This is a genomic window from Phyllobacterium sp. 1468, assembly GCF_031455525.1.
In the GTDB taxonomy this organism is placed as follows: domain Bacteria; phylum Pseudomonadota; class Alphaproteobacteria; order Rhizobiales; family Rhizobiaceae; genus Phyllobacterium.
This window is the reverse complement of sequence record NZ_JAVDSX010000012.1, coordinates 107,762-128,178: the sequence shown is the minus strand read 5'-3', so window position 1 is coordinate 128,178 and position 20,417 is coordinate 107,762. Positions and strand designations below refer to the sequence as shown.

General features: G+C 59.1%; 18 protein-coding genes. 11 read left to right on the top strand and 7 right to left on the bottom strand.

Annotated features, from left to right (window positions below; genetic code table 11):
• Positions 1–161 precede the first annotated feature (161 nt).
• From J2X72_RS23545 to J2X72_RS23505, 9 genes are all read left to right on the top strand, one after another.
• Positions 162–968, top strand: a complete 807-nt coding sequence (locus J2X72_RS23545; RefSeq protein WP_405044772.1) for an ABC transporter ATP-binding protein — start codon at positions 162–164, stop codon at positions 966–968.
• Positions 969–1,027: 59 nt separating this feature from the next.
• On the top strand, positions 1,028–1,810 hold the full coding sequence (locus J2X72_RS23540; protein ID WP_210003615.1) for a transporter substrate-binding domain-containing protein: 783 nt from the start codon (positions 1,028–1,030) through the stop codon (positions 1,808–1,810).
• A 121-nt stretch (positions 1,811–1,931) separates the two neighbouring features.
• Entirely contained in the window at positions 1,932–2,645 is a 714-nt protein-coding gene (locus J2X72_RS23535) for an ABC transporter permease (RefSeq protein WP_210003616.1), read from the top strand.
• The gene (locus tag J2X72_RS23530) at positions 2,645–3,496 is read left to right on the top strand and encodes an ABC transporter permease (protein WP_310075934.1); all 852 of its coding nucleotides are present in this window, start codon (positions 2,645–2,647) and stop codon (positions 3,494–3,496) included. The genes J2X72_RS23535 and J2X72_RS23530 overlap by 1 nt, the downstream gene beginning before the upstream one ends.
• 192 nt (positions 3,497–3,688) lie before the next feature.
• The gene (locus J2X72_RS23525; protein ID WP_310075931.1) at positions 3,689–5,692 is read left to right on the top strand and encodes a CocE/NonD family hydrolase; all 2,004 of its coding nucleotides are present in this window, start codon (positions 3,689–3,691) and stop codon (positions 5,690–5,692) included.
• Positions 5,693–5,829: 137 nt separating this feature from the next.
• Positions 5,830–7,419 (top strand): ABC transporter substrate-binding protein, encoded by a 1,590-nt coding sequence (locus J2X72_RS23520; protein ID WP_310075927.1) that lies wholly within the window; start codon positions 5,830–5,832, stop codon positions 7,417–7,419.
• A gap of 11 nt (positions 7,420–7,430) precedes the next feature.
• A complete protein-coding gene (locus J2X72_RS23515) occupies positions 7,431–8,390 on the top strand; it encodes an ABC transporter permease (protein ID WP_210003620.1) in 960 nt (319 codons plus the stop codon).
• Positions 8,391–8,400: 10 nt separating this feature from the next.
• On the top strand, positions 8,401–9,225 hold the full coding sequence (locus tag J2X72_RS23510; protein WP_210003621.1) for an ABC transporter permease: 825 nt from the start codon (positions 8,401–8,403) through the stop codon (positions 9,223–9,225).
• Positions 9,225–10,883 (top strand): ABC transporter ATP-binding protein, encoded by a 1,659-nt coding sequence (locus J2X72_RS23505; RefSeq protein ID WP_310075924.1) that lies wholly within the window; start codon positions 9,225–9,227, stop codon positions 10,881–10,883. Before J2X72_RS23510 ends, J2X72_RS23505 begins: the two co-directional genes overlap by 1 nt.
• Here the strand turns inward: J2X72_RS23505 and J2X72_RS23500 are convergent.
• Genes J2X72_RS23500 through J2X72_RS23475 form a run of 6 tightly spaced genes read right to left on the bottom strand, consistent with a single transcriptional unit; the run spans position 10,880 to position 17,841 of the window.
• On the bottom strand, positions 10,880–11,830 hold the full coding sequence (locus J2X72_RS23500) for an alpha/beta hydrolase (protein WP_310075921.1): 951 nt from the start codon (positions 11,828–11,830) through the stop codon (positions 10,880–10,882). The two genes, J2X72_RS23505 and J2X72_RS23500, sit on opposite strands and share 4 nt — an antisense overlap.
• Positions 11,827–12,609: a carnitinyl-CoA dehydratase gene (locus tag J2X72_RS23495; protein ID WP_310075919.1), complete on the bottom strand. Its 783-nt coding sequence runs from the start codon at positions 12,607–12,609 to the stop codon at positions 11,827–11,829. Before J2X72_RS23495 ends, J2X72_RS23500 begins: the two co-directional genes overlap by 4 nt.
• Positions 12,606–14,684 carry an acetate--CoA ligase family protein gene (locus tag J2X72_RS23490; protein WP_310075916.1) on the bottom strand — a complete coding sequence of 693 codons (2,079 nt, stop codon included), beginning with the start codon at positions 14,682–14,684 and terminating at the stop codon, positions 12,606–12,608. The genes J2X72_RS23495 and J2X72_RS23490 overlap by 4 nt, the downstream gene beginning before the upstream one ends.
• Positions 14,685–14,695: 11 nt before the next feature.
• Complete coding sequence (locus J2X72_RS23485) at positions 14,696–15,859, bottom strand: acyl-CoA dehydrogenase family protein (protein ID WP_210003626.1); 1,164 nt, start codon at positions 15,857–15,859, stop codon at positions 14,696–14,698.
• Between the two features lie 4 nt (positions 15,860–15,863).
• Positions 15,864–16,928 carry a carnitine 3-dehydrogenase gene (locus tag J2X72_RS23480; RefSeq protein ID WP_310075911.1) on the bottom strand — a complete coding sequence of 355 codons (1,065 nt, stop codon included), beginning with the start codon at positions 16,926–16,928 and terminating at the stop codon, positions 15,864–15,866.
• 7 nt (positions 16,929–16,935) lie between these two features.
• Positions 16,936–17,841 (bottom strand): 3-keto-5-aminohexanoate cleavage protein, encoded by a 906-nt coding sequence (locus J2X72_RS23475; RefSeq protein WP_210003628.1) that lies wholly within the window; start codon positions 17,839–17,841, stop codon positions 16,936–16,938.
• A 76-nt stretch (positions 17,842–17,917) separates the two neighbouring features.
• Between J2X72_RS23475 and J2X72_RS23470 the strand changes: the two genes are divergently transcribed.
• Entirely contained in the window at positions 17,918–18,901 is a 984-nt protein-coding gene (locus J2X72_RS23470) for a GlxA family transcriptional regulator (RefSeq protein WP_405044771.1), read from the top strand.
• 84 nt (positions 18,902–18,985) lie between these two features.
• Positions 18,986–19,477, top strand: a complete 492-nt coding sequence (locus tag J2X72_RS23465) for a thioesterase family protein (RefSeq protein WP_210003630.1) — start codon at positions 18,986–18,988, stop codon at positions 19,475–19,477.
• On the opposite strand, the gene J2X72_RS23460 is transcribed toward J2X72_RS23465, so the two are convergent.
• The gene (locus J2X72_RS23460) at positions 19,464–20,372 is read right to left on the bottom strand and encodes a LysR substrate-binding domain-containing protein (protein ID WP_310075901.1); all 909 of its coding nucleotides are present in this window, start codon (positions 20,370–20,372) and stop codon (positions 19,464–19,466) included. The two genes, J2X72_RS23465 and J2X72_RS23460, sit on opposite strands and share 14 nt — an antisense overlap.
• Positions 20,373–20,417: the final 45 nt, after the last annotated feature.

The window sequence follows — 20,417 nt, the reverse complement described above, 5'->3', positions numbered from 1 at the left end:
GCTGGTCCGTGTATTTATACGCTTGCATAATTAGAGCGCAAGTGGTGTGATGGGCTAAATTCGGGCAATCAAGACCCATGCTGACAAAAGAGGCGGATCGAACAACTCATGATTGAGCATGCACGGCAGCTATGCGCGAGAATCCCGGAATGACGGCGAATATGGCCGTTGCGGCGGATCCTCTCCAACCGGGCGCGGCTGAACAGGCTGAAGCTATCCACATCGAGAACCTGCACAAGCGGTTCGGCGCGCTTGAAGTGCTCAAAGGCGTATCCATGTCGGCCAAGGACGGCGATGTCGTCGCCATGATCGGGGGCAGCGGCTCGGGCAAGTCGACGTTCCTGCGCTGCATAAATTTTCTGGAAAACCCCACGAGCGGCGTCATTCGCATCAATGGCGAAGACGTCAAAATGGTCAGCGACGGTCATGGCGGGCAGGTGCCGGCCAATCGCCGCCAGATCGAGCGCATTCGCACCCGGCTCGGCATGGTGTTTCAGAATTTCAACCTGTGGCAGCACATGACGCTGATCCAGAACGTCATCGAAGTGCCGGTGCATGTGCTCGGCATGAAGCACGATGAAGCAATGGCCATCGGCGAACAGCTGCTCGAGCGCGTCGGTCTTTCCGCCAAGCGCGATGTCTATCCCGCCTATATGTCAGGCGGACAGCAGCAGCGCGGTGCAATCGCACGGGCCCTGGCCATCCAGCCCCGTGTGATGCTTTTCGACGAACCGACTTCGGCGCTCGATCCTGAACTTGTGGGCGAGGTCCTGAAGGTCATAGCCGACCTTGCGAAGGAGGGCCGGACGATGCTGCTTGTTACCCACGAAATGAAGTTTGCCCGCGAAGTGGCGAGCCATGTGATGTACCTGCACAACGGAATCGTCGAGGAGGAAGGGCCTCCGGAAGAATTATTCGGATCGCCGAAATCTGAACGTTTGAAGCAGTTTATCCGAACTGTTTCATAAGTGAGTCAAAGCAATGCAGGGAGCAACCCTGGGGAACAGTGGAACCAATGGAGATGAGAATGAAGTCTTTTCTAAAAACAACGGCAGCAGCCGTTGTGCTTGTGGTTGCCGGCCTTGGCGCAGCCAACGCCGAACAGGTCAAGGTTGGCATTGCCGCCGAACCCTATCCGCCTTTCGCGGCGCCCGATGCGTCCGGCAAATGGCAGGGTTGGGAAATCGACATCACCATGGCAATGTGTGAAGCGGCGAAGCTCGATTGCGTCATCACGCCTGTTTCGTGGGACGGTATCATTCCGGCGCTGACGACAAAGAAGATCGACATCATTGCAGCTTCGATGTCGATCACCGCGGAACGCGAGAAGACGATCGATTTCTCGGACAAGTACTACAATACCCCGACGTTGATTCTCGGCTCCAAGGACGAGAAGATGGACGCGACACCCGAAGGCCTGAAGGGCAAGATCCTTGGCGTGCAGGTTTCGACGGTGCACCAGGCCTATGCGAAGAAGCATTTCGCTGACACAGCGGCCGAGATCAAGGAATACCAGACGCAGGACGAAGCCAATCAGGATCTGGCTGCCGGGCGTATCGACGCCACCCAGGCAGATGGACTGGCGCTTGAGACCTTTGCCGCAACACCCGAAGGCAAGGCTTGCTGCGAGATCAAGGGCAAGGTCGCCGATGATCTGGATATCCTTGGACCTGGCGTTGGCGTTGGCGTACGCAAGGGCGACACTGCGATGAAGGAAAAGTTCAACGCGGCAATCAAAGAAATCAGGGCCAACGGGAAGTATGACGAAATCTCGAAGAAGTACTTCACCATCGACATGTATGGCGGCTGATTGAGTTTGGGCCGGCGTTGGGTTTCCAACTCCGGCCTTTTTATTGTTCGAAACCTGCATTTGACGCTGAATCGAGGACGGCTTGGCCGACGCATCGATTATCCCGGCCGGAATTACCGGCATGTTCGATCTTCTATCGCCTGTTGCGCCCGGGTGGGGCGCCAACCTTCTGCGCGGGTTGGTGCGGTCCCTGCAGATTGCCTTCGGCGCTTTCGGCATGGGGCTGATTATCGGAACATTCGGCGCATACGCGAAACTCTACGGCGGCCCGATCGCACGCGACCTGGCGGCAATCTATACGACGCTGGTACGGGCAATTCCCGAACTGGTGATGATTATCCTGCTTTACTATGCGGGGACGGACCTGATCAACCGTATCCTGGAGGGGATGGGTTATCCGCGCGTCGATATCAGCGGCCTCGTCGCCGGTATCGTGGTGCTGGGATTTGTCCAGGGGGCCTATGCGACGGAAGTGCTTCGCGGCGCTATCCAAGCCATACCACAAGGCGAGATCGAGGCAGCGAGGGCCTACGGCATGTCGCCCGTGTTGATGATGCGCCGGATCACACTGCCGGCGATGTTGCCCCACGCATTGCCCGGGCTTGCCAATCTGTGGCTCATTTCGACGAAAGACACGGCGCTGCTGGCAGTCGTTGGCTTCAGCGAACTGACACTGGAAACGCGCCAGGCTGCCGGGACGACGAAAGCCTATATGACGTTCTACCTCGCAGCCGGCGCTCTCTATCTGTTCATCACGCTGTTCTCCAGTGTCATCCTTGAATGGGTTGAGAAGCGGGCGCGGCGCGGCATGCCTTCGGTTAAGGAGGCACGCTGATGTCTAACGCGCTTGGCGAAACCGAAATTGAAGTTCCGATCGAAACCTTTCCTATTCACAAGGAAAAGGACGCAAGCAGCCAGGCAAGCAAGCTGCCGCCACATCGTATCGTGCTCATCCTTATCGGGCTGGGCCTTGTGGCTTCGGCGGCGTTGTTCATGCGCTGGGACTGGCTGCCGCAATATGGCAGTCTGATCTTGCAGGGTCTGTGGCGGACGATCTGGATACTGGTCGTGACGGTCGTGCTTGGTTTCCTGCTGGCGGTGCCGCTTGGTCTGGCACAAGCTTCCGGCCCGGCATTCCTGGCCATTCCGGCGCGTGCGTTCTGCACCGTCATTCGCGGCACACCGCTGCTCGTGCAGCTCTGGCTGCTCTATTACGGTCTCGGGTCGCTGTTCCCGCAATATCCGTGGATCAGAGGATCCGAGCTCTGGCCTTACCTGCGGCAGGCGTGGCCCTATGCCGTCCTTGCCCTGACGTTGTCCTATGCCGGTTATGAGGGCGAGGTGATGCGCGGGGCCTTTGCGGGCGTTCCCAAGGGGCAGCTCGAGTCGGCACGCGCCTTCGGCATGCCGCGCTTTACCATCTTCCGCCGCATCTGGTTGCCGCAAGCCATTCACAGGGCGCTGCCGACGCTGGCTGGCGAAGCCGTGCTGCAGCTGAAATCCACACCGCTGGTCGCGACCATCACTGTCGTCGATCTATACTCGGTTGCATCGCGCGTCAGGCAGGACACGTTTCTTACCTACGAACCGCTGCTTTTGCTGGCGGCGGGCTATCTTGTAATCACGGGTATCATCGTCATGCTGTTCCGGCGCATGGAAAGATTGATACCCTCGAAGCTTGGTTGAGTGTTTTCTGGTGGTGGCGCAAATGACGGGACTTATGTCGCAAGTGTTAGAGGCGTGTCGCTGAGCAGATGCGCATAGTGTGGGCAAAGGAACACCTCGCAAAAGACGAGAAAGATGGGACGCGTATCACCGGCGGTGCAAAGCCGGTGAGCATTCGCCATTTTCGACTCTTTGATGAGGCGAAGGGTGATAATGCGGACAGTCGAGACTTTTCAGCATAATATCCACGAGCACGCCGATATGGGCATCATCCTGCCCGACGGATGCCGGCTTTCGGCGAGAGTCTGGATGCCAGACGGTGCCGAGCAGACCCCGGTTCCTGCAATTCTCGAATTTCTCCCTTATCGCAAACGCGACGGTACCACCGCGCGGGACAACCTCACGCATCCCTATTTCGCTGGCCATGGCTATGCCTGCCTGCGCGTCGACATGCGCGGCAATGGCGATTCGGAAGGGCTGATGGAGGACGAGTACTCCGAGCAGGAACTGGCCGACGCCTGCGAGGTGATCAAATGGATAGCCGAACAGCCGTGGTCGACCGGGAAGGTCGGCATGATGGGCATATCCTGGGGCGGCTTCAACTCGCTGCAGGTGGCGGCGCTGCAACCGGAAGGGCTGAAGGCGATCATCACGCTCTGCTCGACCGACGACCGTTATGCCGATGATATCCACTACAAGGGCGGCCTGCTGCTGAACGAAAATCTCGGCTGGGGCGCAACGATGCTCGCCTATTCATCGCGCGCGCCGGACCCGGCCCTTGCTGGCGAGAAATGGCGCGACATGTGGCTTGATCGGCTGGACAACGAGCCTTTCCTGCCAGCCGTCTGGCTCAACCATCAGACGCGCGACGCCTATTGGCAGCGTGGTTCGGTCTGCGAGGACTTTTCGGCGATCAAGGCAGCGACATTGGCCGTCGGCGGCTGGGGCGATGCCTACAAGAACGCCGTACCGCGGCTGATGGCGGGCATCAGAGCGCCGGTCAAGGGCATCATCGGGCCCTGGGTGCATAAATATCCGCATTTTGCCGTGCCGGAGCCGCGTATCGGCTTCCTGCAGGAGGCGCTGCGCTGGTGGGACCGCTGGCTCAAGGATATCGACACCGACGTCGAGAACGATCCGGCCTATCGCGGCTATCTGATGGATTCGGTGCGTCCCAAAAGCTGGTACACCGAACGTCCCGGTCGCTGGATTGCAGAACAGGTGTGGCCATCGAAGGCGATTGGCTCAGAAGTGTTGCACCTGCAAGCCGACAAATCTCTCTCATCCAAGGTCGCCGGACAATTTTCCCACCTCGTGGCGTCGCCTCAGGATTGCGGCATGATGGGCGGCGAATACTGCGCGATCTGGCTCGGACCGGAAATGCCCGGCGACCAGCGCCGCGACGATGCGCTTTCTGTTTGCTATGACACGGTTCTGGACAAGGCGATCGATATCGTCGGTGCGCCGGAAATCAGCTTGAAATTGTCGAGCGACAGACCGGTTGCAATGGTCGCGGTGCGGCTATGCGATGTGCATCCAGATGGCGCGTCGACGCGCATCACCTATGGCGTATTCAATCTCTGCCACCGCCACGGGCACGACAGGCCGGAACCGCTTGTGCCGGGAGAAGCTATCGATATCAGCTTCAAGCTGGACGACATCGCCTATCGCATGCCGGCCGGGCATACATTGCGGGTGGCCGTCTCGTCGTCCTATTGGCCGATGGTCTGGCCCTCGCCGGAAAATGTCCACCTGACGATAGAGGGCGGACAAATCAGCATTCCTTCGCGGGAACCGGCGACAGGTGACGAATGGAGCTTTCCGGAGCCGGAAGCCGCGTCGCCGTGGCAGCTTGAAACCTTGCGCGCCGGCGGCAACAGCCGGTCGATCGAACATGATCAGGTCACAGGCAAGATCAGTCTCGTGATCGAAGACGATTTCGGCGAGGCGCGGGACAAGGATCATGGGCTGATCCATGGCGGCGTTGCGCGCGAGCGCTGGGAAATCAACGCCGACGATCCGCTTTCCGCCTATGGCGAGACCCATTGGACCGAGGTTTCGGGCCGCGACAACTGGCGAATCCGCACCGAGACGTTCACGACGATGCGCTCGGACAAGCACAATTTCTATCTGACCGGGCGCATCGAAGCATACGAGAACGACAACGCAGTGTTCGAGCGCGATTTTACCGAGAGGATCGCACGCAATTACATCTGACTTTGAACGCTGCATCTGCAGCGTCGTCTTAAATACCAAACTTAAAGGGTTGAAATTTACGGATATCAGGTCGCATAATTCACAAAAACCAGAATTGGGACGCCGGGGCGTCGCAAGCAGAAGAAGGGGAAATAGATATGTCAAACGAACTCGATTATCTCAGCCGCAGGGTTGCACTTGGCAAGCTTTCGCGCCGCGACTTCCTGGGACGCGCCGCGGCTCTTGGCGTTACCACGGCCTTCGCCAACTCCCTGCTTTCGAGCGCCGCGCTTGCCGAAGGTCCGGTCAAGGGTGGAACGTTGAAAGCCGGCATGCAGGGCGGCGCTTCCACCGACAGTCTCGATCCCGCGACATGGCAGAGCCAGGTTCCGTACAAGTTCGGCCGTCAGTGGGGCGAACAGCTCGTCGAGATCCAGCCCGATGGCAAACTCAATCCGAAACTCGCAACGGAATGGGGCTCTTCGGATGATGCCAAGGTCTGGACCTTCAAGATCCGCAAGGGCGTGCAATTCCATGACGGCAAGGAGATGACGCCGGACGATGTCGTCGCCACGATGGAACGTCACTCGGATGCCAATTCGAAATCCGGCGCCCTCGGCATCATGGGCGGCATCGAGAGCGTGAAGAAAGACGGTGACACCGTTGTTTTCACACTGAAAGAAGCCAATGCCGATCTGCCGTTCCTGATGGACGACTACCATCTGATGATCCAGCCGGGCGGTGGCAAGGACAAGCCGAATGCCGGTATCGGTACGGGACCATACAAGGTCGTGACAGATGAGCCAGGCGTACGCCATATCGGGACGAAATTCCCGAACTACTGGGACGGCGACAAGCGCGGCCACGCGGAACAGATCGAAATCATCGTCATCAACGATGCCACCGCCCGCACCGCGGCTCTGCAGTCCGGTCAGGTACATATGATCAACCGCGTCGAACCGAAGATCGTCGATCTCGTCAAGCGCGTTCCGGGTGTTACAATCCAGAACGTTGCGGGCAAGGGGCACTACGTTTTCATCGCCCACTGCAACACCGCGCCTTTCGACAACATGGATCTGCGGCTGGCACTGAAATATGCGATGAACCGCGAAGAGATGGTGAAGACCATTCTGCGCGGCTACGGTTCCGTGGGTAACGACACGCCGATCAACAAGGCATACCCACTGTTCTCGGACGATATCGAACAGCGCAAATACGATCCGGACAAAGCGGCATTCCACTACAAGAAGTCGGGCCACGATGGTTCCATCCTTCTTCGTACTTCCGATGTTGCATTTCCCGGCGCAATCGATGCGGCGCAGCTTTATCAGCAGAGCGCTGCCAAGGCCGGCATCACCATCGAAGTCAAGCGCGAGCCTGGCGATGGTTACTGGTCGCAGGTTTGGAACAAGCAGCCATTCTCGGAATCCTACTGGGGTGGCCGGCCAACGCAGGACCAGATGTTCTCGACGGCCTATTATTCCAAGGCCGACTGGAACGACACGCGCTTCTTCAACGAAAAGTTCGACAAACTGCTGTTGCAGGCGCGCGGCGAATTGGATGAAGCCAAGCGCAAGGCAATGTACCGCGACATGAACGTCATCGTACGCGATGAGGGCGGTGTCATCGTGCCGATGTTCAATGACTTCATCGATGCGACGAGCAAGAAGGTTGGCGGCTGGGTGCCGGACGGCAATCAGGAGATGAGCGGCGGTTATGCATTGTCGCGCTGCTGGCTGATCGCGTAGGACCGCGGCGGATGAGTACGCCTGTCCTTAAACTGGTCGCCCAGCGAATTGCGATGGGCGTACTCCTTCTCCTTGCCGTTTCCGTGCTGATATTCGTCGGCACGCAGATCCTGCCTGGAGACGTCGCGCAGTCCATTCTCGGACAATCCGCCACGCCGCAAGCACTTGAAAATTTGCGGCGTGATATGGGCCTCAACGATCCGGCCTATATTCGCTATTTCCGTTGGCTTGGCGGTATCCTGACCGGCAATCTCGGCACGGCTCTTTCCAGCGGGCAGGACATCGCAACATCGCTGAAGGACCGGCTGTGGAACACGCTGTTCCTCGCTTCGGCGGCGGCGGTGGTTTCGGTTCCGCTGGCAATCGGCCTTGGGCTTCTCGCAGTGCGATATCGCAACGGCCCGGTAGACAAGATTATATCCGGACTTGGTCTCGCCTCGACATCATTGCCGGAATTTTTCACCGGTTATCTGCTGATCTATTTCGTTGCCGTGCAGCTGCAATGGTTTCCAAGTGTCTCGACAGTCTACGAGGGGATGCCATTTGGTGAACGCCTGAGCGCTATTGCCCTGCCGGTAACCGTGCTCACGCTTGTTGTTCTCGCGCACATGATGCGCATGACAAGAGCGGCAATCCTCAACGTGATGCAATCTGCCTATATCGAGACGGCTGAACTGAAAGGGCTGACGCCATTCCAGATCATAACGCGGCACGCTTTCCCCAATGCCATCGCGCCGATCGTCAACGTCGTGATGCTCAATCTCGCGTTTCTGATCGTCGGCGTGGTCGTCGTCGAGGTGATTTTTGTCTATCCCGGCATGGGTCAATATCTGGTCGATCACGTTGCCAAACGCGACGTTCCGGTCGTTCAGGCATGTGGGCTGGTTTTCGCGGCTGTCTATATCAGCCTCAATATTGTTGCTGATATCGTGGCGATTGTTTCCAACCCCCGCCTCAGACATCCGAAGTGAGGCCCGGCAGATGCTGAATATCAAGACCATACCGATCAGCGCGTGGATCGGCCTCATTATCACCGCGCTGTTTCTCTTCGCAGCCATCTTCGCCCCTTGGGTCGCGCCATACTCCGTTGGTGAAACGGTCGGCGATGTGTGGGAGCCAAGTTCGGCAAAGTACTGGCTCGGAACCGATAATCTGGGGCGCGATCTGCTGTCACGCATGATCTATGGCGCGCGTATCACCATTTTCATCGCCGCCATGGCGACGGCATTGTCATTCATCCTGGGCTCGGTGCTGGGGTTTGCGGCGGCGGTTATCGGTGGCTGGTTCGACCAGCTTATGTCGCGCTTCGTAGACCTGATCATGGCGATTCCAACACTGATCTTCGCGCTCGTCGTGCTGTCGGTGCTGCCTGCCAACGTCGTTACGCTTATCCTGGTGATGGGCCTGCTCGATGCCACGCGGGTGTACCGGCTGGCGCGCGCCGTCGCCGTCGATATCAATGTGATGGATTTCGTCGAGGCGGCAAAACTGCGCGGCGAGGGTCGCATTTGGGTCATATTCCGGGAAATCCTACCGAATGCACTGACGCCGCTGATCGCCGAACTTGGACTGCGTTTCATTTTTGCGGTGTTGTTTCTTTCCGCGTTGTCCTTTCTCGGGCTTGGCGTGCAACCGCCGGACGCGGATTGGGGCGGCATGGTCAAGGAAAACAAGGAAGGCATCGTCTTCGGCATTCCTGCGGCGCTTATCCCAGCTGCGGCTATCGCCATTCTTGCGATTTCGGTTAATCTTGTTGCCGACTGGATCCTCAATCGCACCACCAGCTTGAAGGGAGGGCGCGGCTAATGGCCAAACGTCCCGTAGACAGAAGTGGAACCCTGCTCGATATCCGCAATCTGCGTATCGAGGCGACGAGCTATCCTCCGGGGGAGCCGCCGCGCAATGTCGTCATCGTCGACGACGTTTCCGTAAAGGTCGAGCGCGGCAAGGTGCTGGGGCTCATTGGAGAGTCCGGCGCAGGCAAGTCGACCATCGGCCTTTCCAGCATGTGTTATGGGCGTGGCGGCGTGCGGATTACCGGCGGCGAAGTCCTGCTCAATGGCCGCGACATATTGAAGGGCGGGCCAAGACTGTTACGGCAGGTGCGCGGCCGTGAAGTCTGCTATGTCGCGCAATCTGCTGCCGCAGCCTTCAATCCCGCCCGCAAGCTGATGGATCAGGTGGTCGAGGCGGCGCTCCTGCACGGCATTTGCTCGAAGGCGGTAGCCGAGAAACGCGCGATCGGCCTGTTCAAGAAGCTTGGCCTGCCTAATCCGGAAACCTTTGGTCAGCGCTTCCCGCACCAGGTGTCAGGTGGACAGTTGCAGCGAGCCATGACCGCGATGGCGCTGTGCTCGGAGCCGGATCTGATCGTGTTTGATGAGCCGACGACGGCGCTCGACGTAACCACGCAGATCGATGTGCTGGCCTCGATCAAGGATGCGATCCGCGACACGAATGTTGCGGCTCTTTACATTACCCATGATCTCGCCGTCGTGGCACAGGTGGCGGATGACATCATTGTCTTGCGGCATGGCAAGAAGGTCGAGTACGGCGATACGCACCAGATCATCAAGGAACCACGCCAGCAATACACCAACCAGCTGGTCTCCGTGCATCATATCCCGCATGAGCAAAAGAACCCGACCGACGCGCCGATCCTGATCGTGGACAACGTTACAGCGGCCTATGGCGGCGGGCTGGTTAAGGTCCTGAAGAACGTCTCGGTGGATATCCATCTTGGCCAGACGCTCGCCGTCGTTGGTGAATCCGGTTCGGGCAAATCCACGCTGGCCCGTGCGATAACCGGGCTGTTGCCGCCGATGGAAGGAAGCATCACCTTTGACGGGCGGACGCTGTCTCCCCAGCTGGCCAACCGTACCCGCAACGATCTGCGCGAGTTGCAGATGATCTATCAGATGGCGGATACCGCGATGAACCCGCGCCAGACGATCGGCACGATCATCGGCCGGCCGCTCGAGTTCTATTTCAAGATGCGGGGTAAGGAGCGCGACAGGCATGTTGCCGAGCTCCTCGAAAAGATCGAGATGGGCAAAGGATTTGCCGATCGATATCCGGCCGAGCTTTCCGGCGGCCAGAAGCAGCGCGTGTGCATAGCGCGGGCGCTGGCGGCAAAGCCGAAGCTCATCATATGCGACGAGGTCACCAGTGCTCTCGACCCGCTGGTTGCCGACGGCATATTGAAGCTTCTGCTCGCCTTGCAGAAGGATGAGAATGTTGCATATCTCTTCATCACACACGATCTCGCGACAGTGAAATCGATCGCCGATTCGATCGCCGTGATGTATCGGGGCGAGGTTGTTCGCTACGGTCCAAAGTCGGAAGTCCTGGCGCCGCCATTCGACGATTACACCGATCTGTTGTTGTCGTCGGTTCCGGAGATGGAGCTCGGTTGGCTGGAGACCGCGATGAGGCACCGCCGGATGGCCAGCGCCGGAAACTAGAGCTGGCCGGGCCAGCGGCCCTGGCCAAGCAGATGTACTGCCGTCACAATGCGCTGGAAGCTGGAGCGGGCGCGCTCCACGCTGTGGCGGGCACGCAGGTAGGCGTGCACGAGACCGGGTTCATTGTTCCAGATCGCCTTGCCGCCGGCTGCCAGGATTTTGTCGCGGTAGTGGCGGCCATCATCCGAAAGGGGATCGCATTCGGCTGAAATCACGACAGTGGCGGGCAGATCGGCGAAATCCGTGTCGTTCAATGGTGCAAATCGCGGGTCGGTCGACCAGTTGAACCCGCCGCCGCGGACTGTGAAATAGTATAGCGTGTCCCGAGTTGTCAGCATGGGAGCTTCCGCGTGGGTCAGGTAAGAGCCTTGATCGGTCGCGCCGCCCAGACCGGGATAAATGAGCACCTGGCCAATGGGTGCGCGTTGGTGGCGGCGCACATGGTGCACGACCGCAGCCGCCAGATTGCCACCGGCACTATCGCCGCAAAGGACGATGGGCAGTTCCGAGCTCGAAGCCACATGTTCGAACGCCGCCAGACAATCCCTGAATGCGGATGGATGCAGGTGTTCGGGCGCGAGCCTGTAGTCGACCGAGATCACGCGGAAGCCTGTGCCATCGCACAATTCGGCGCAGACATCGTCGTGGCTCTCAAGTCCGCCAACGACGAAGCCACCGCCATGGAAGTAGAGGCAGACGGCTTCCGGATCGCCACCACGTTTTTCGTAGACGCGCAGTGGAATCTTGCGATTGCCGCTGTCGACGAACTGGTCAGTCGAAGAAACTGCCTCTGGATAGCCGGCAAAGAATGCCCGGCACATGGTGTCGTAAACCTCCCGCTGTTCGGCAATCGAAAGCTCGATGGCGTCGGGCGAGTAGAAACTGTTGGTACGTTCTATGAACGCCCACGTTTCCTCGTCGATCAATGTCGAATAGTCGGTGGTCATTTCCCCTTCCAGACGGGCTCACGCTTTTCGGCGAAGGCCTTGAAGCCCTCCTGGCCGTCTTCGGATGCGTAGAGCGTGTCGACTGTACGGAATTTACGCTTGGTAATCCAGTTCATGGCTTCCTGGAAACCCATGCTCTCGGCTTCACGCGCGACTTCCTTGATGGCGGCGAAAACCAGTGGCGGGCCGCTTTCGAGCATGCGGGCGATTTCCCAGACGCGCTCCATGAGCTTGTCTTTCGGCAGGACTTCATTGACGAGCCCCCAGCGGTGCGCCTCGGCAACGTCCATCCAGCGACCTGTCAGCAGCAGATCCATGGCGACATGATAGGGGATGCGCTTCGGCAGCTTGACTGTTGCGGCATCGGCAAGGGTGCCTGCGCGGATTTCCGGCAAGGCAAAGCTGGAATGGTCAGAGGCATAAATCAGATCGCAGGAGAGAGCGAGTTCAAAACCGCCACCCACCGCCATGCCATTGACAGCGGCTATGACGGGCTTGTTGAGGTCGATCAGTTCCTGTAGGCCGCCGAACCCGCCAACGCCGTAATCGCCGTCGACCGCATCGCCGCCGGCTGCCGCCTTCAAGTCCCAACCGGCACAGAAGAACTTGTCGCCTTCGGTCTGCACGATGGCGACACGCAGCTCCGGATCATCACGAAATTTCTTGAATGTTTCGCCCATCAGGCGACTCGTCGTGAGGTCAATCGCATTGGCTTTTGGCCGGTCCAGCGTGACTTCGAGAATGCCGCCTTCGCGGCGCGTCCTGATTACATCGCTCATTTCACTTCTCCCTTTGTCACCAGCAAGGCATCGGCGATCCATGCGCCTTCACCCTGCTTGCAGACCAGCAGCGGATTGATATCAAGTTCGGCAATTCGGCCAGAATTGTTCACAGCGAACGCCGCAATACCCAGGATCGCTTCAACAGCAGCGTCAAGATCAGCCTTGGGCTTGCCGCGATAGCCGTCGAGCAGCGGGAACATGCGCAGCGAACGCAGGGCCGTCTCGATATCCTCGCGGCTCGAGGGCAAGAGCAAGGTTGCCGTATCCTGCAGCAATTCCACCAGAACGCCGCCTGTGCCGAGGGTCATGACGGGACCGAATTGCGCGTCATCGACGATACCGACGATAAGCTCGGCGATAGCGCCCTCGACCATTCGTTCGACATATAGGCCGGAGCCAAGACCAGCAAGATCATCGGCAGCAGCCCTGACCGCACCGGCATCCTTCAGATTGAGGCGAACGGCGTTCTGTTCGGACTTGTGGGCGATGCCGAGCGCCTTGAGCGCGACCGGATAGCCAAGCCCATTGGCGATGGCGACGGCCTCAAGGCTCGTAACGCAGCGCTTTCCGTCCGGCACGGCCAGGCCGGCATTCTTGAGGATGGCCTTGGCTTCGGCTTCGTCCGGGGTACGCGTTGGAGCTTCTGTCTGCTCCTCGAGAACCGCCACGGGCCGGGGTAGCGGCAATTTCCACGCCTTGCCTATGAAGGCTGCAGCTTCCGCTGCATCGAAGGCTTCGGTTATGCCGCAGAGCGGTGCAATGCCTTTCGCCATCAGGCCCGACATGTATTCCTCTGGAATATTTTCCGACAGCGAGGCGACAATGGCGCCTTTGGCCTTGTTGGTTCGCAGCGCGGTTTCGAAGCCTCGAACAGTCGACCACCAATCCACGTCCGAACAGCGATCCTTGCGCGGAAAATCGAGGACGAGACAGCTCAGAGAAAAGCCGCCGGATACCATGGCGGTGAATGTCGCCGTAAGCGCCGGCTCGTTGTTCCAGATGAACGTATGGTAATCGAGGGGGTTGGCGACCGCGACGAACGTTCCGAGCGTGGCTTTGACCCGCGCCCGATGCTCGGACGTCAGTTCCGGAAAGGTGACCGCTCGCCCCTCGGCACTATCGGCCATAACTGAAGCCTCGCCACCGGAACAGCTCATGGAAGAGAGAGTGTTGCCGTCGAGTGGGCCGTGAACATGCAGAAGCTTCAACGTTTCGAGGAAGGAGGCAATCGAGTTGACGCGGGCTATGCCGAGCCGTTTGAGGAAAGCGTCCGATGCCGCATCGGATCCCGCCAGCGAAGCTGTATGCGAGACGGTTGCCGCCCGTGCCTGCGCCGAACGCCCAACCTTCATGGCGACGATGGGCTTGCCAAGCTCGCGGGCACGCTGGGCGAGGCGTTCGAATTTTGGCGCCGACTGGAACGCCTCGATGTGGAGGCCAAGCGCTGTAACGCGTTCATCTTCGAGCAGTGCAATCGCCATGTCCGGCAGGCCAGTCTGTGCCTGGTTGCCCGCCGTCATGACGTGGGCGATGGGGAGACCGCGAGTCTGCATGGTCATGTTGATGGCAATGTTCGAAGATTGCGTGATGATGGCGACGCCGCGCTCATCCTGACCAAGCCGCCGCCCGCCATGCTGGTCGGGCCAGAGCAGGGCGCCATCGCAATAATTGATCAGCCCGTAACAGTTGGGTCCGATGATCGGCATATCGCCAGCCGCTTCTACGAGCTCCTCCTGCAATCTTGCGCCATCCGCATCGTCGGCGCCTGCTTCAAGAAAGCCCGAGGCATAGCAAACGGCAACGCCCGCGCCGGCTTCACGCAGGTCACGCACGATATCCAGTGTGAGAAAGCGATTGACGCCGACAAAGGCAGCATCGGGGCTGCCCGGCAGATCCGCAACGGAACGGTAGACCTTGAGGCCGCATATTTCGTCATGTTTGGGATGCACCGGCCAGATCTCGCCGGAGAAGCCCATTTTCTGGGATTGCCTGATGACTTCGGCGGCTTGCAGACCGCCGAAGACAGCAATGGTTTTCGGTCGTAACAGACGATCGAGCTTGTGCGATGCCATCAAATGCTCCGTCACGCGCCATGCGGGCGGAGCAGGGCACGCGAGATGATGTGCCGCTGGATTTCAGATGTGCCTTCCCAGATGCGCTCGACACGTGCGTCGCGCCAGATGCGCTCGAGCGGCAGGTCGTCCATCAGGCCCATGCCGCCGTGAATCTGGATCGCCTCGTCGGCGACGAAGGCCAGCATTTCGGTGGCCTTGAGCTTAGCCATCGCCATGTCCTGATCCGTGACGGTTCCCTGGTCGAATTTCCAGCCAGCCTCGAAGGTGAGGAGGTCCGCGGCTTTCAGCTCCGTCGCCATATCGGCGAGTTTGAACGAGACACCTTGGAACTTGCCGATCTGCTGGCCGAATTGCTGGCGTTGTGCCGCATACTCGATGGCGTGGCCAAGCGCCCGTTCGGCGCGGCCGAGACAGGTTGCCGCCACCTGAAGACGAGTAGCCCCGAGCCAGGTGTTGGCGACTTCGAAGCCCTTGTGAACTTCGCCGAGTATCTGTTCCTGCGGCAGGCGGCAGTCGTCGAATTCGATGATCGCGTTGGTATAGCCGCGATGCGAAACGTTGCGATAGCCCTCGCGGATGGTCATACCGGGATGACCCTTGTCGACGAAGAAGGCGGTGATCTTCTTTTTCTTGCCCCGCGGCGTATCTTCCTCGCCGGATGCAACGAAGAGAATGACAAAATCTGCTTCGACCGCGTGGCTGATGAAATGTTTGGTGCCGTTGACTACCCAATCGCTCCCTTTTTCAACGGCGGACGCCTTCATGCCGCGCAGGTCGGAACCGGCACCCGGCTCCGTCATCGCGAGGCAATCCGACTTTTCACCGCGGATGCAGGGGAACAGGTACTTTTCCTTCTGCGCGTCAGTACCGGCAAGCAGAATGTTGGAAGGGCGTCCGACGCAGGTCCAGTGCAATGCATAGTTGGCGCGGCCAAGCTCCTTTTCGTAGAGCAGCCATGTCACGGTATCGAGACCGGCGCCGCCGACCTCTTCGGGCATGTTTGCGGCGTAGAGCCCGGCTTCGATTGCCTTTTGCTTCAGCTCATCAGCCAGTTCCTTGCGAAGGACGCCGGTGCGCTCGACTTCCGCCTCGTGTGGATAAAGTTCGTTCTCGACAAAGGCGCGCGTCGTGTCGACGATCAGCCTTTGCTCCTCCGAAAGACCGAAATCCATAGCGTTACCCTTTCTTTTTCTTGGGCTTGCTGGCAACCGCCTTGGTGGCTGCCTTGGAAAGGGCAGGCTTCTGCGCCAGCTTCGACAGGCGCTTGGTGTAATCGTTGTGAAGTGCGCCTGCGCCCCAGCCCTTGCCCTTGTTCTGCTTGGAAAGCGCTTCCATGATCGCCACGAGATTGTCGTCGCGGATGCGCTCGAGCTCGCGGATCGACAGGCCATGCGCCTGTTCGTCGGACTGATTGGCGATCTTGTCGACCAGCTCCTCGTCAAGTTCGGGCACGTCCATCAATTTGGTCCACGGCCATGACAGGCAGGGACCGAACTGCGCGATGAAGTGGCGCATGCCGGCTTCACCACCAGCAACGCGGTAGACCTGGAACATGCCCATCTGCGCCCAGCGAATGCCGAACGAATAGCGAATGATGTCGTCGAGCTCTTCTACGGTGGTAATGTCGTCCTTGATCAGCCACAGGGATTCGCGCCAGACGGCTTCAAGCAGGCGGTCGCCGACGAAGGCTTCGATTTCCTTGCGAATGACCACCGGCTTCATGCCGATCGAGGTATAGAGTTCTCGTGCCTTTTCGACAGCTTCAGGCGAGGTCTGCTTCCCGCCGACGATTTCAACCAGCGGGAGCAGGTAGACGGGATTGTAGGGATGACCGACGACCAGCCGTTCCGGGTGCTTCATCGCCGTCTGCATTTCGGAGGGCAGAATGCCCGAAGTCGAAGAGCCGACGATGGCATCGACAGCCGCGTGTTTGTCAATTTCCGCCAACACCTTGTGCTTCAGGTCGATCCGCTCCGGCACGCTTTCCTGAATGAAGTCGGCGCCAGCGACGGCCTGTTCGATCGTCTTGGCAAATGTCAGCGTGCCTTCCTTCGGCAAGCCACCCGGCACCATTGTCTTATAGGCGCGGCGTGAATTCTTCATCACCTCGCTGACCTTGCGTTCCGCTTCCGGATCCGGATCGAAGATCGACACGTCAATACCATTGAGAAGGAGACGGGCTACCCAGCCCGCACCGATAACACCGCCGCCGATTGCCGCCGCCTTGCGAATATCTGCCATGATCCTCTTACCAGCCCTTCGTCAATTTCATGCGATCGCGGACTTCGTTCGGTCCGAGGATACGAGCGCCCATGCCTTCAGCAACTTTTACCGCGCGTTCGACCAACGGGCCATTGGTGGCAAGAACGCCCTTGTCGAGCCAGATATTGTCTTCAAGTCCGACGCGGATATTGCCGCCAGCGAGCATAGCCATTGCCGCATAGGGCATCTGGTTGCGGCCGATGGAGAAGGCCGAGAAGGTCCAGTTCGACGGGAGGTTGTTCGTCAGCGCGAGCAGCGTGTTGATGTCATCCGGGGCACCCCATGGAATGCCCATGCAAAGCTGCACCATGACCGGATCTTCAAGCAATTTCTGATCGTAAAGCCACTTGGCAAGAAGCAGGTGACCAGTATCGAAGATTTCAACTTCCGGTCGCACGCCAAGCGCCTTGATCTGGGCGGCCATGGCCTTCAGCATGGCTGGCGTGTTGGTCATGACATAGTCGCCTTCGCCGAAATTCATCGTGCCGCAATCGAGCGTGCAGATTTCCGGGCGCAGCTTTGCCACGTGCTCGAGGCGTTCCGTAGCGCCGGCCATATCGGTGCCGTTGGCCGAAGGCGGCATTGGCTGCTCGACGCTGCCGAGCGTAAGATCACCGCCCATGCCTGCGGTCAGGTTCAGGACCATATCGACGCCTGACGCCTTGATGTGCTCGACGACTTCGGCATAGAGCGCGACTTCGCGCGAACCCTTGCCGGTTTTGGGGTCGCGCACGTGAATATGTGCGATGGCCGCGCCAGCATTGGCCGCTGCGATACACTCATCGGCGATCTGGCGCGGCGTGACCGGAACCTTGTCGGAACGGCCTGTGGTATCGCCCGCTCCGGTCACGGCGCAGGTGATGAATACTTCGCGATTGGGGGTAAGTCCCATAGCTGTGCTCCCATATTTTTGTTGCGGTGATCATGCCCCGATTGCCAAGCGATGCTTTGCAATATACGAATAGGAATTGATGAATAGCGAAGCATCGCCACTCTTTTTGCCAAGTTCCAAACCGCTGCAAGTGACCGTTGTGGTTTTTAGCGGCGCCTCACTCATGTGCGTGGCGTCAACCATCGATCCGATGCGTGCTGCGAATCGGGTGTCAGGTGTAAACCTGTTCAACTGGCGAATTGTATCACTGGACGGCGCACCGACAATGACTACATGTGGTCTGCCGATTGCCGTGTCTGGCTCATTCGATGCGTCAGAAAAAGGCGATATCCTATTGGTTGTTGGTGGTTTTGGCACATCTGACATTGCGCGCACGACTTTCACGGCCCATTTGCGCCGTGCCGTGCACAATTATCAGATGATCGGCGGCATCGAGGCCGGTTCCTGGCTGCTCGGACGGGCGGGCCTGCTTTCAGGTCGCAAGGCGACTACGCATTGGGAGGACATGGAGGAGTTTACGACAGAGTTTCCCGATGCGGATATCCGACCAGACCGCTACGTCATCGATGGACCGGTTTTCACCAGCGGCGGCGCGTCACCAACCTTCGATCTCATGCTGCATCTGATCCGGTCGCGCTACGGCATGTCTGTCGCGCTCGATGTGGCGAGTGTGTTCATCTATGACGGGGCGCATGCCTCGAACGATGCGCAGCCGCTCGTTTCGCTGGGACGGCTAGACGATGTGCATCCGAAGCTTGCGGACGCCATTCGCCTGATGGAGCGCCATATCGAACAGCCGTTGACCATTGGGGCCATTGCCAAACGCACTGGCCTAAGCGCCCGAAGTCTTGAGAAGATTTTTGCCAGGGCTGTGGGCGAGGGGCCAGGACGATACTATCTTCGTCTGAGGTTGAAAGTCGCGCGGCGCTTGATTACCGATACGAAATCGCCGCTGGCGGATATCGCCGCGCGCACGGGTTTTTCATCGGCGTCAGCATTCACCAGAACCTTTCGTAATTTCGAAGGCAAGCCGCCAAGCGCTTTCCGGCCTGTTCACTGAGCGTCGCTTTTGACAAAGCAGCACCATGGACTTCATGTTTCAACCCGCGATCGAATAGTTGCGCCATCCAGTCAGGAGCCCAGAATGTCAGCCGAAAATTTGCAAGGTCAACTATACCGGTCCGCGCCCATTGCCATGGAAAAGGAGTGGATCGACTATAATGGTCATCTGAACATGGCGTACTACAACGTGGTTTTCGACCGGGGCGGCGATGAGTTTCTTGCCGAATTGGGTTTCGGCCCGAAATATGCCGCCGAACGCAAGCTGACGATCTACACGGCCGAAGTGCATATCTGCTACGTGCAGGAAATTCATCTCGATCACATCGTGACTGTCACCAGCCAGTTGATCGATTTCGATGCCAAGCGTCTGCACACGTATAATGAAATCGTGCACCAGGATGGCTGGGTGGCGGCGACCGCAGAGGTAATGTCGCTGCATGTGGATATGAACGGTCCAAAGGTCGTGCCGTTTCCCGATGACATTTTGCCGACGCTCGACTTCTACAAGCAAGCCCACTCCAAGCTGCCAATACCTGCGCGGGTAGGCCGCTCGATCGGAATCAAGCGGAGGTAGCCCCACCAAACTGCTCGACCAACCAGCGCTCGAATTGGCGGATGCGGGTTTCACCGACGCGCTCCTTGCGGCAGATCATGTACCAGGCTCCGGGCTGCGGAACTTTCAGCGGGAACGGGGCGACAAGCCGCCCTGCCTTGATGTCGTCGGCCACCAGAAAGTCCGGCGCTACGGCAAGGCCTTGACCATCCAGAGCTGACTGCAGGGCAGCGAGATAGGTGTCGAACTTCAATGTCACAGCCTGCGCGGTGTCGGCAATGCCCGCCGCCTCGAGCCAGGTGCCCCAATCCTCAGGGGAGGTATAAAGTGCAAGGCGCGGTACCCTGCTCAGAGCGTGGGCCCCCGCGTCGCCCTCGATCCGCGCAGCCACTTGCGGGCTGCACACGGGTCGCATTTCCGCCTTGACCAGCAGGCGATAGTGCAGGTTCATCCGCTCCGGCCGGGTGGTATGGATGATGCCGATATCCGAACTGTCGATATTCAGCTCCCAATCGAGCTGGCTGGTGCCGATGCGGATGGCAAGGTTGGGATTGACCTTGCGGAAGTCCGTCAGCCGCGGGATCAGCCAGCGGATGGCGAAGGTCGCATAAGTCTCCAACGCGAGATCGTCGGTCGTGCCGATCCGGTTAATCAGAGCTGTACCGCGCGCAATCCTTTCGAAGGCGTCGCGCATATAGGGATAATAGAGCGTGCCGGCGTCAGTCAGCGAGACGCCACGGGGCAGGCGTTCGAACAACTTGACGCCGAGTATGGTTTCAAGCTCGGCGATGCGGTGGCTGACGGCGGATTGCGTCACGCCAAGTTCCTCTCCAGCAAGCCGGAAACTCAATAATCGGGCGGATGCTTCGAACGCCCGAAGTGTGCCGAGGGGCGGAATGCGGGGCTTCGACATCATGGCCTGGAAACCCTGTCATTGGATGCTTGAGAATAATTCATGTCT

Excerpts from the sequence above, each read along its gene's own strand:
- J2X72_RS23545 (WP_405044772.1), top strand. The coding sequence starts at position 162 with ATGGCCGTTGCGGCGGATCCTCTCCAACCGGGCGCGGCTGAACAGGCT.
- J2X72_RS23525 (WP_310075931.1), top strand. The coding sequence starts at position 3,689 with ATGCGGACAGTCGAGACTTTTCAGCATAATATCCACGAGCACGCCGAT.
- J2X72_RS23475 (WP_210003628.1), bottom strand. The coding sequence starts at position 17,841 with ATGGGACTTACCCCCAATCGCGAAGTATTCATCACCTGCGCCGTGACC.
- J2X72_RS23530 (WP_310075934.1), top strand. The coding sequence starts at position 2,645 with ATGTCTAACGCGCTTGGCGAAACCGAAATTGAAGTTCCGATCGAAACC.
- J2X72_RS23505 (WP_310075924.1), top strand. The coding sequence starts at position 9,225 with ATGGCCAAACGTCCCGTAGACAGAAGTGGAACCCTGCTCGATATCCGC.
- J2X72_RS23535 (WP_210003616.1), top strand. The coding sequence starts at position 1,932 with ATGTTCGATCTTCTATCGCCTGTTGCGCCCGGGTGGGGCGCCAACCTT.
- J2X72_RS23510 (WP_210003621.1), top strand. The coding sequence starts at position 8,401 with ATGCTGAATATCAAGACCATACCGATCAGCGCGTGGATCGGCCTCATT.
- J2X72_RS23465 (WP_210003630.1), top strand. The coding sequence starts at position 18,986 with ATGTCAGCCGAAAATTTGCAAGGTCAACTATACCGGTCCGCGCCCATT.
- J2X72_RS23485 (WP_210003626.1), bottom strand. The coding sequence starts at position 15,859 with ATGGATTTCGGTCTTTCGGAGGAGCAAAGGCTGATCGTCGACACGACG.
- J2X72_RS23515 (WP_210003620.1), top strand. The coding sequence starts at position 7,431 with ATGAGTACGCCTGTCCTTAAACTGGTCGCCCAGCGAATTGCGATGGGC.
- J2X72_RS23540 (WP_210003615.1), top strand. The coding sequence starts at position 1,028 with ATGAAGTCTTTTCTAAAAACAACGGCAGCAGCCGTTGTGCTTGTGGTT.
- J2X72_RS23480 (WP_310075911.1), bottom strand. The coding sequence starts at position 16,928 with ATGGCAGATATTCGCAAGGCGGCGGCAATCGGCGGCGGTGTTATCGGT.
- J2X72_RS23460 (WP_310075901.1), bottom strand. The coding sequence starts at position 20,372 with ATGATGTCGAAGCCCCGCATTCCGCCCCTCGGCACACTTCGGGCGTTC.
- J2X72_RS23490 (WP_310075916.1), bottom strand. The coding sequence starts at position 14,684 with ATGGCATCGCACAAGCTCGATCGTCTGTTACGACCGAAAACCATTGCT.
- J2X72_RS23495 (WP_310075919.1), bottom strand. The coding sequence starts at position 12,609 with ATGAGCGATGTAATCAGGACGCGCCGCGAAGGCGGCATTCTCGAAGTC.
- J2X72_RS23520 (WP_310075927.1), top strand. The coding sequence starts at position 5,830 with ATGTCAAACGAACTCGATTATCTCAGCCGCAGGGTTGCACTTGGCAAG.
- J2X72_RS23500 (WP_310075921.1), bottom strand. The coding sequence starts at position 11,830 with ATGACCACCGACTATTCGACATTGATCGACGAGGAAACGTGGGCGTTC.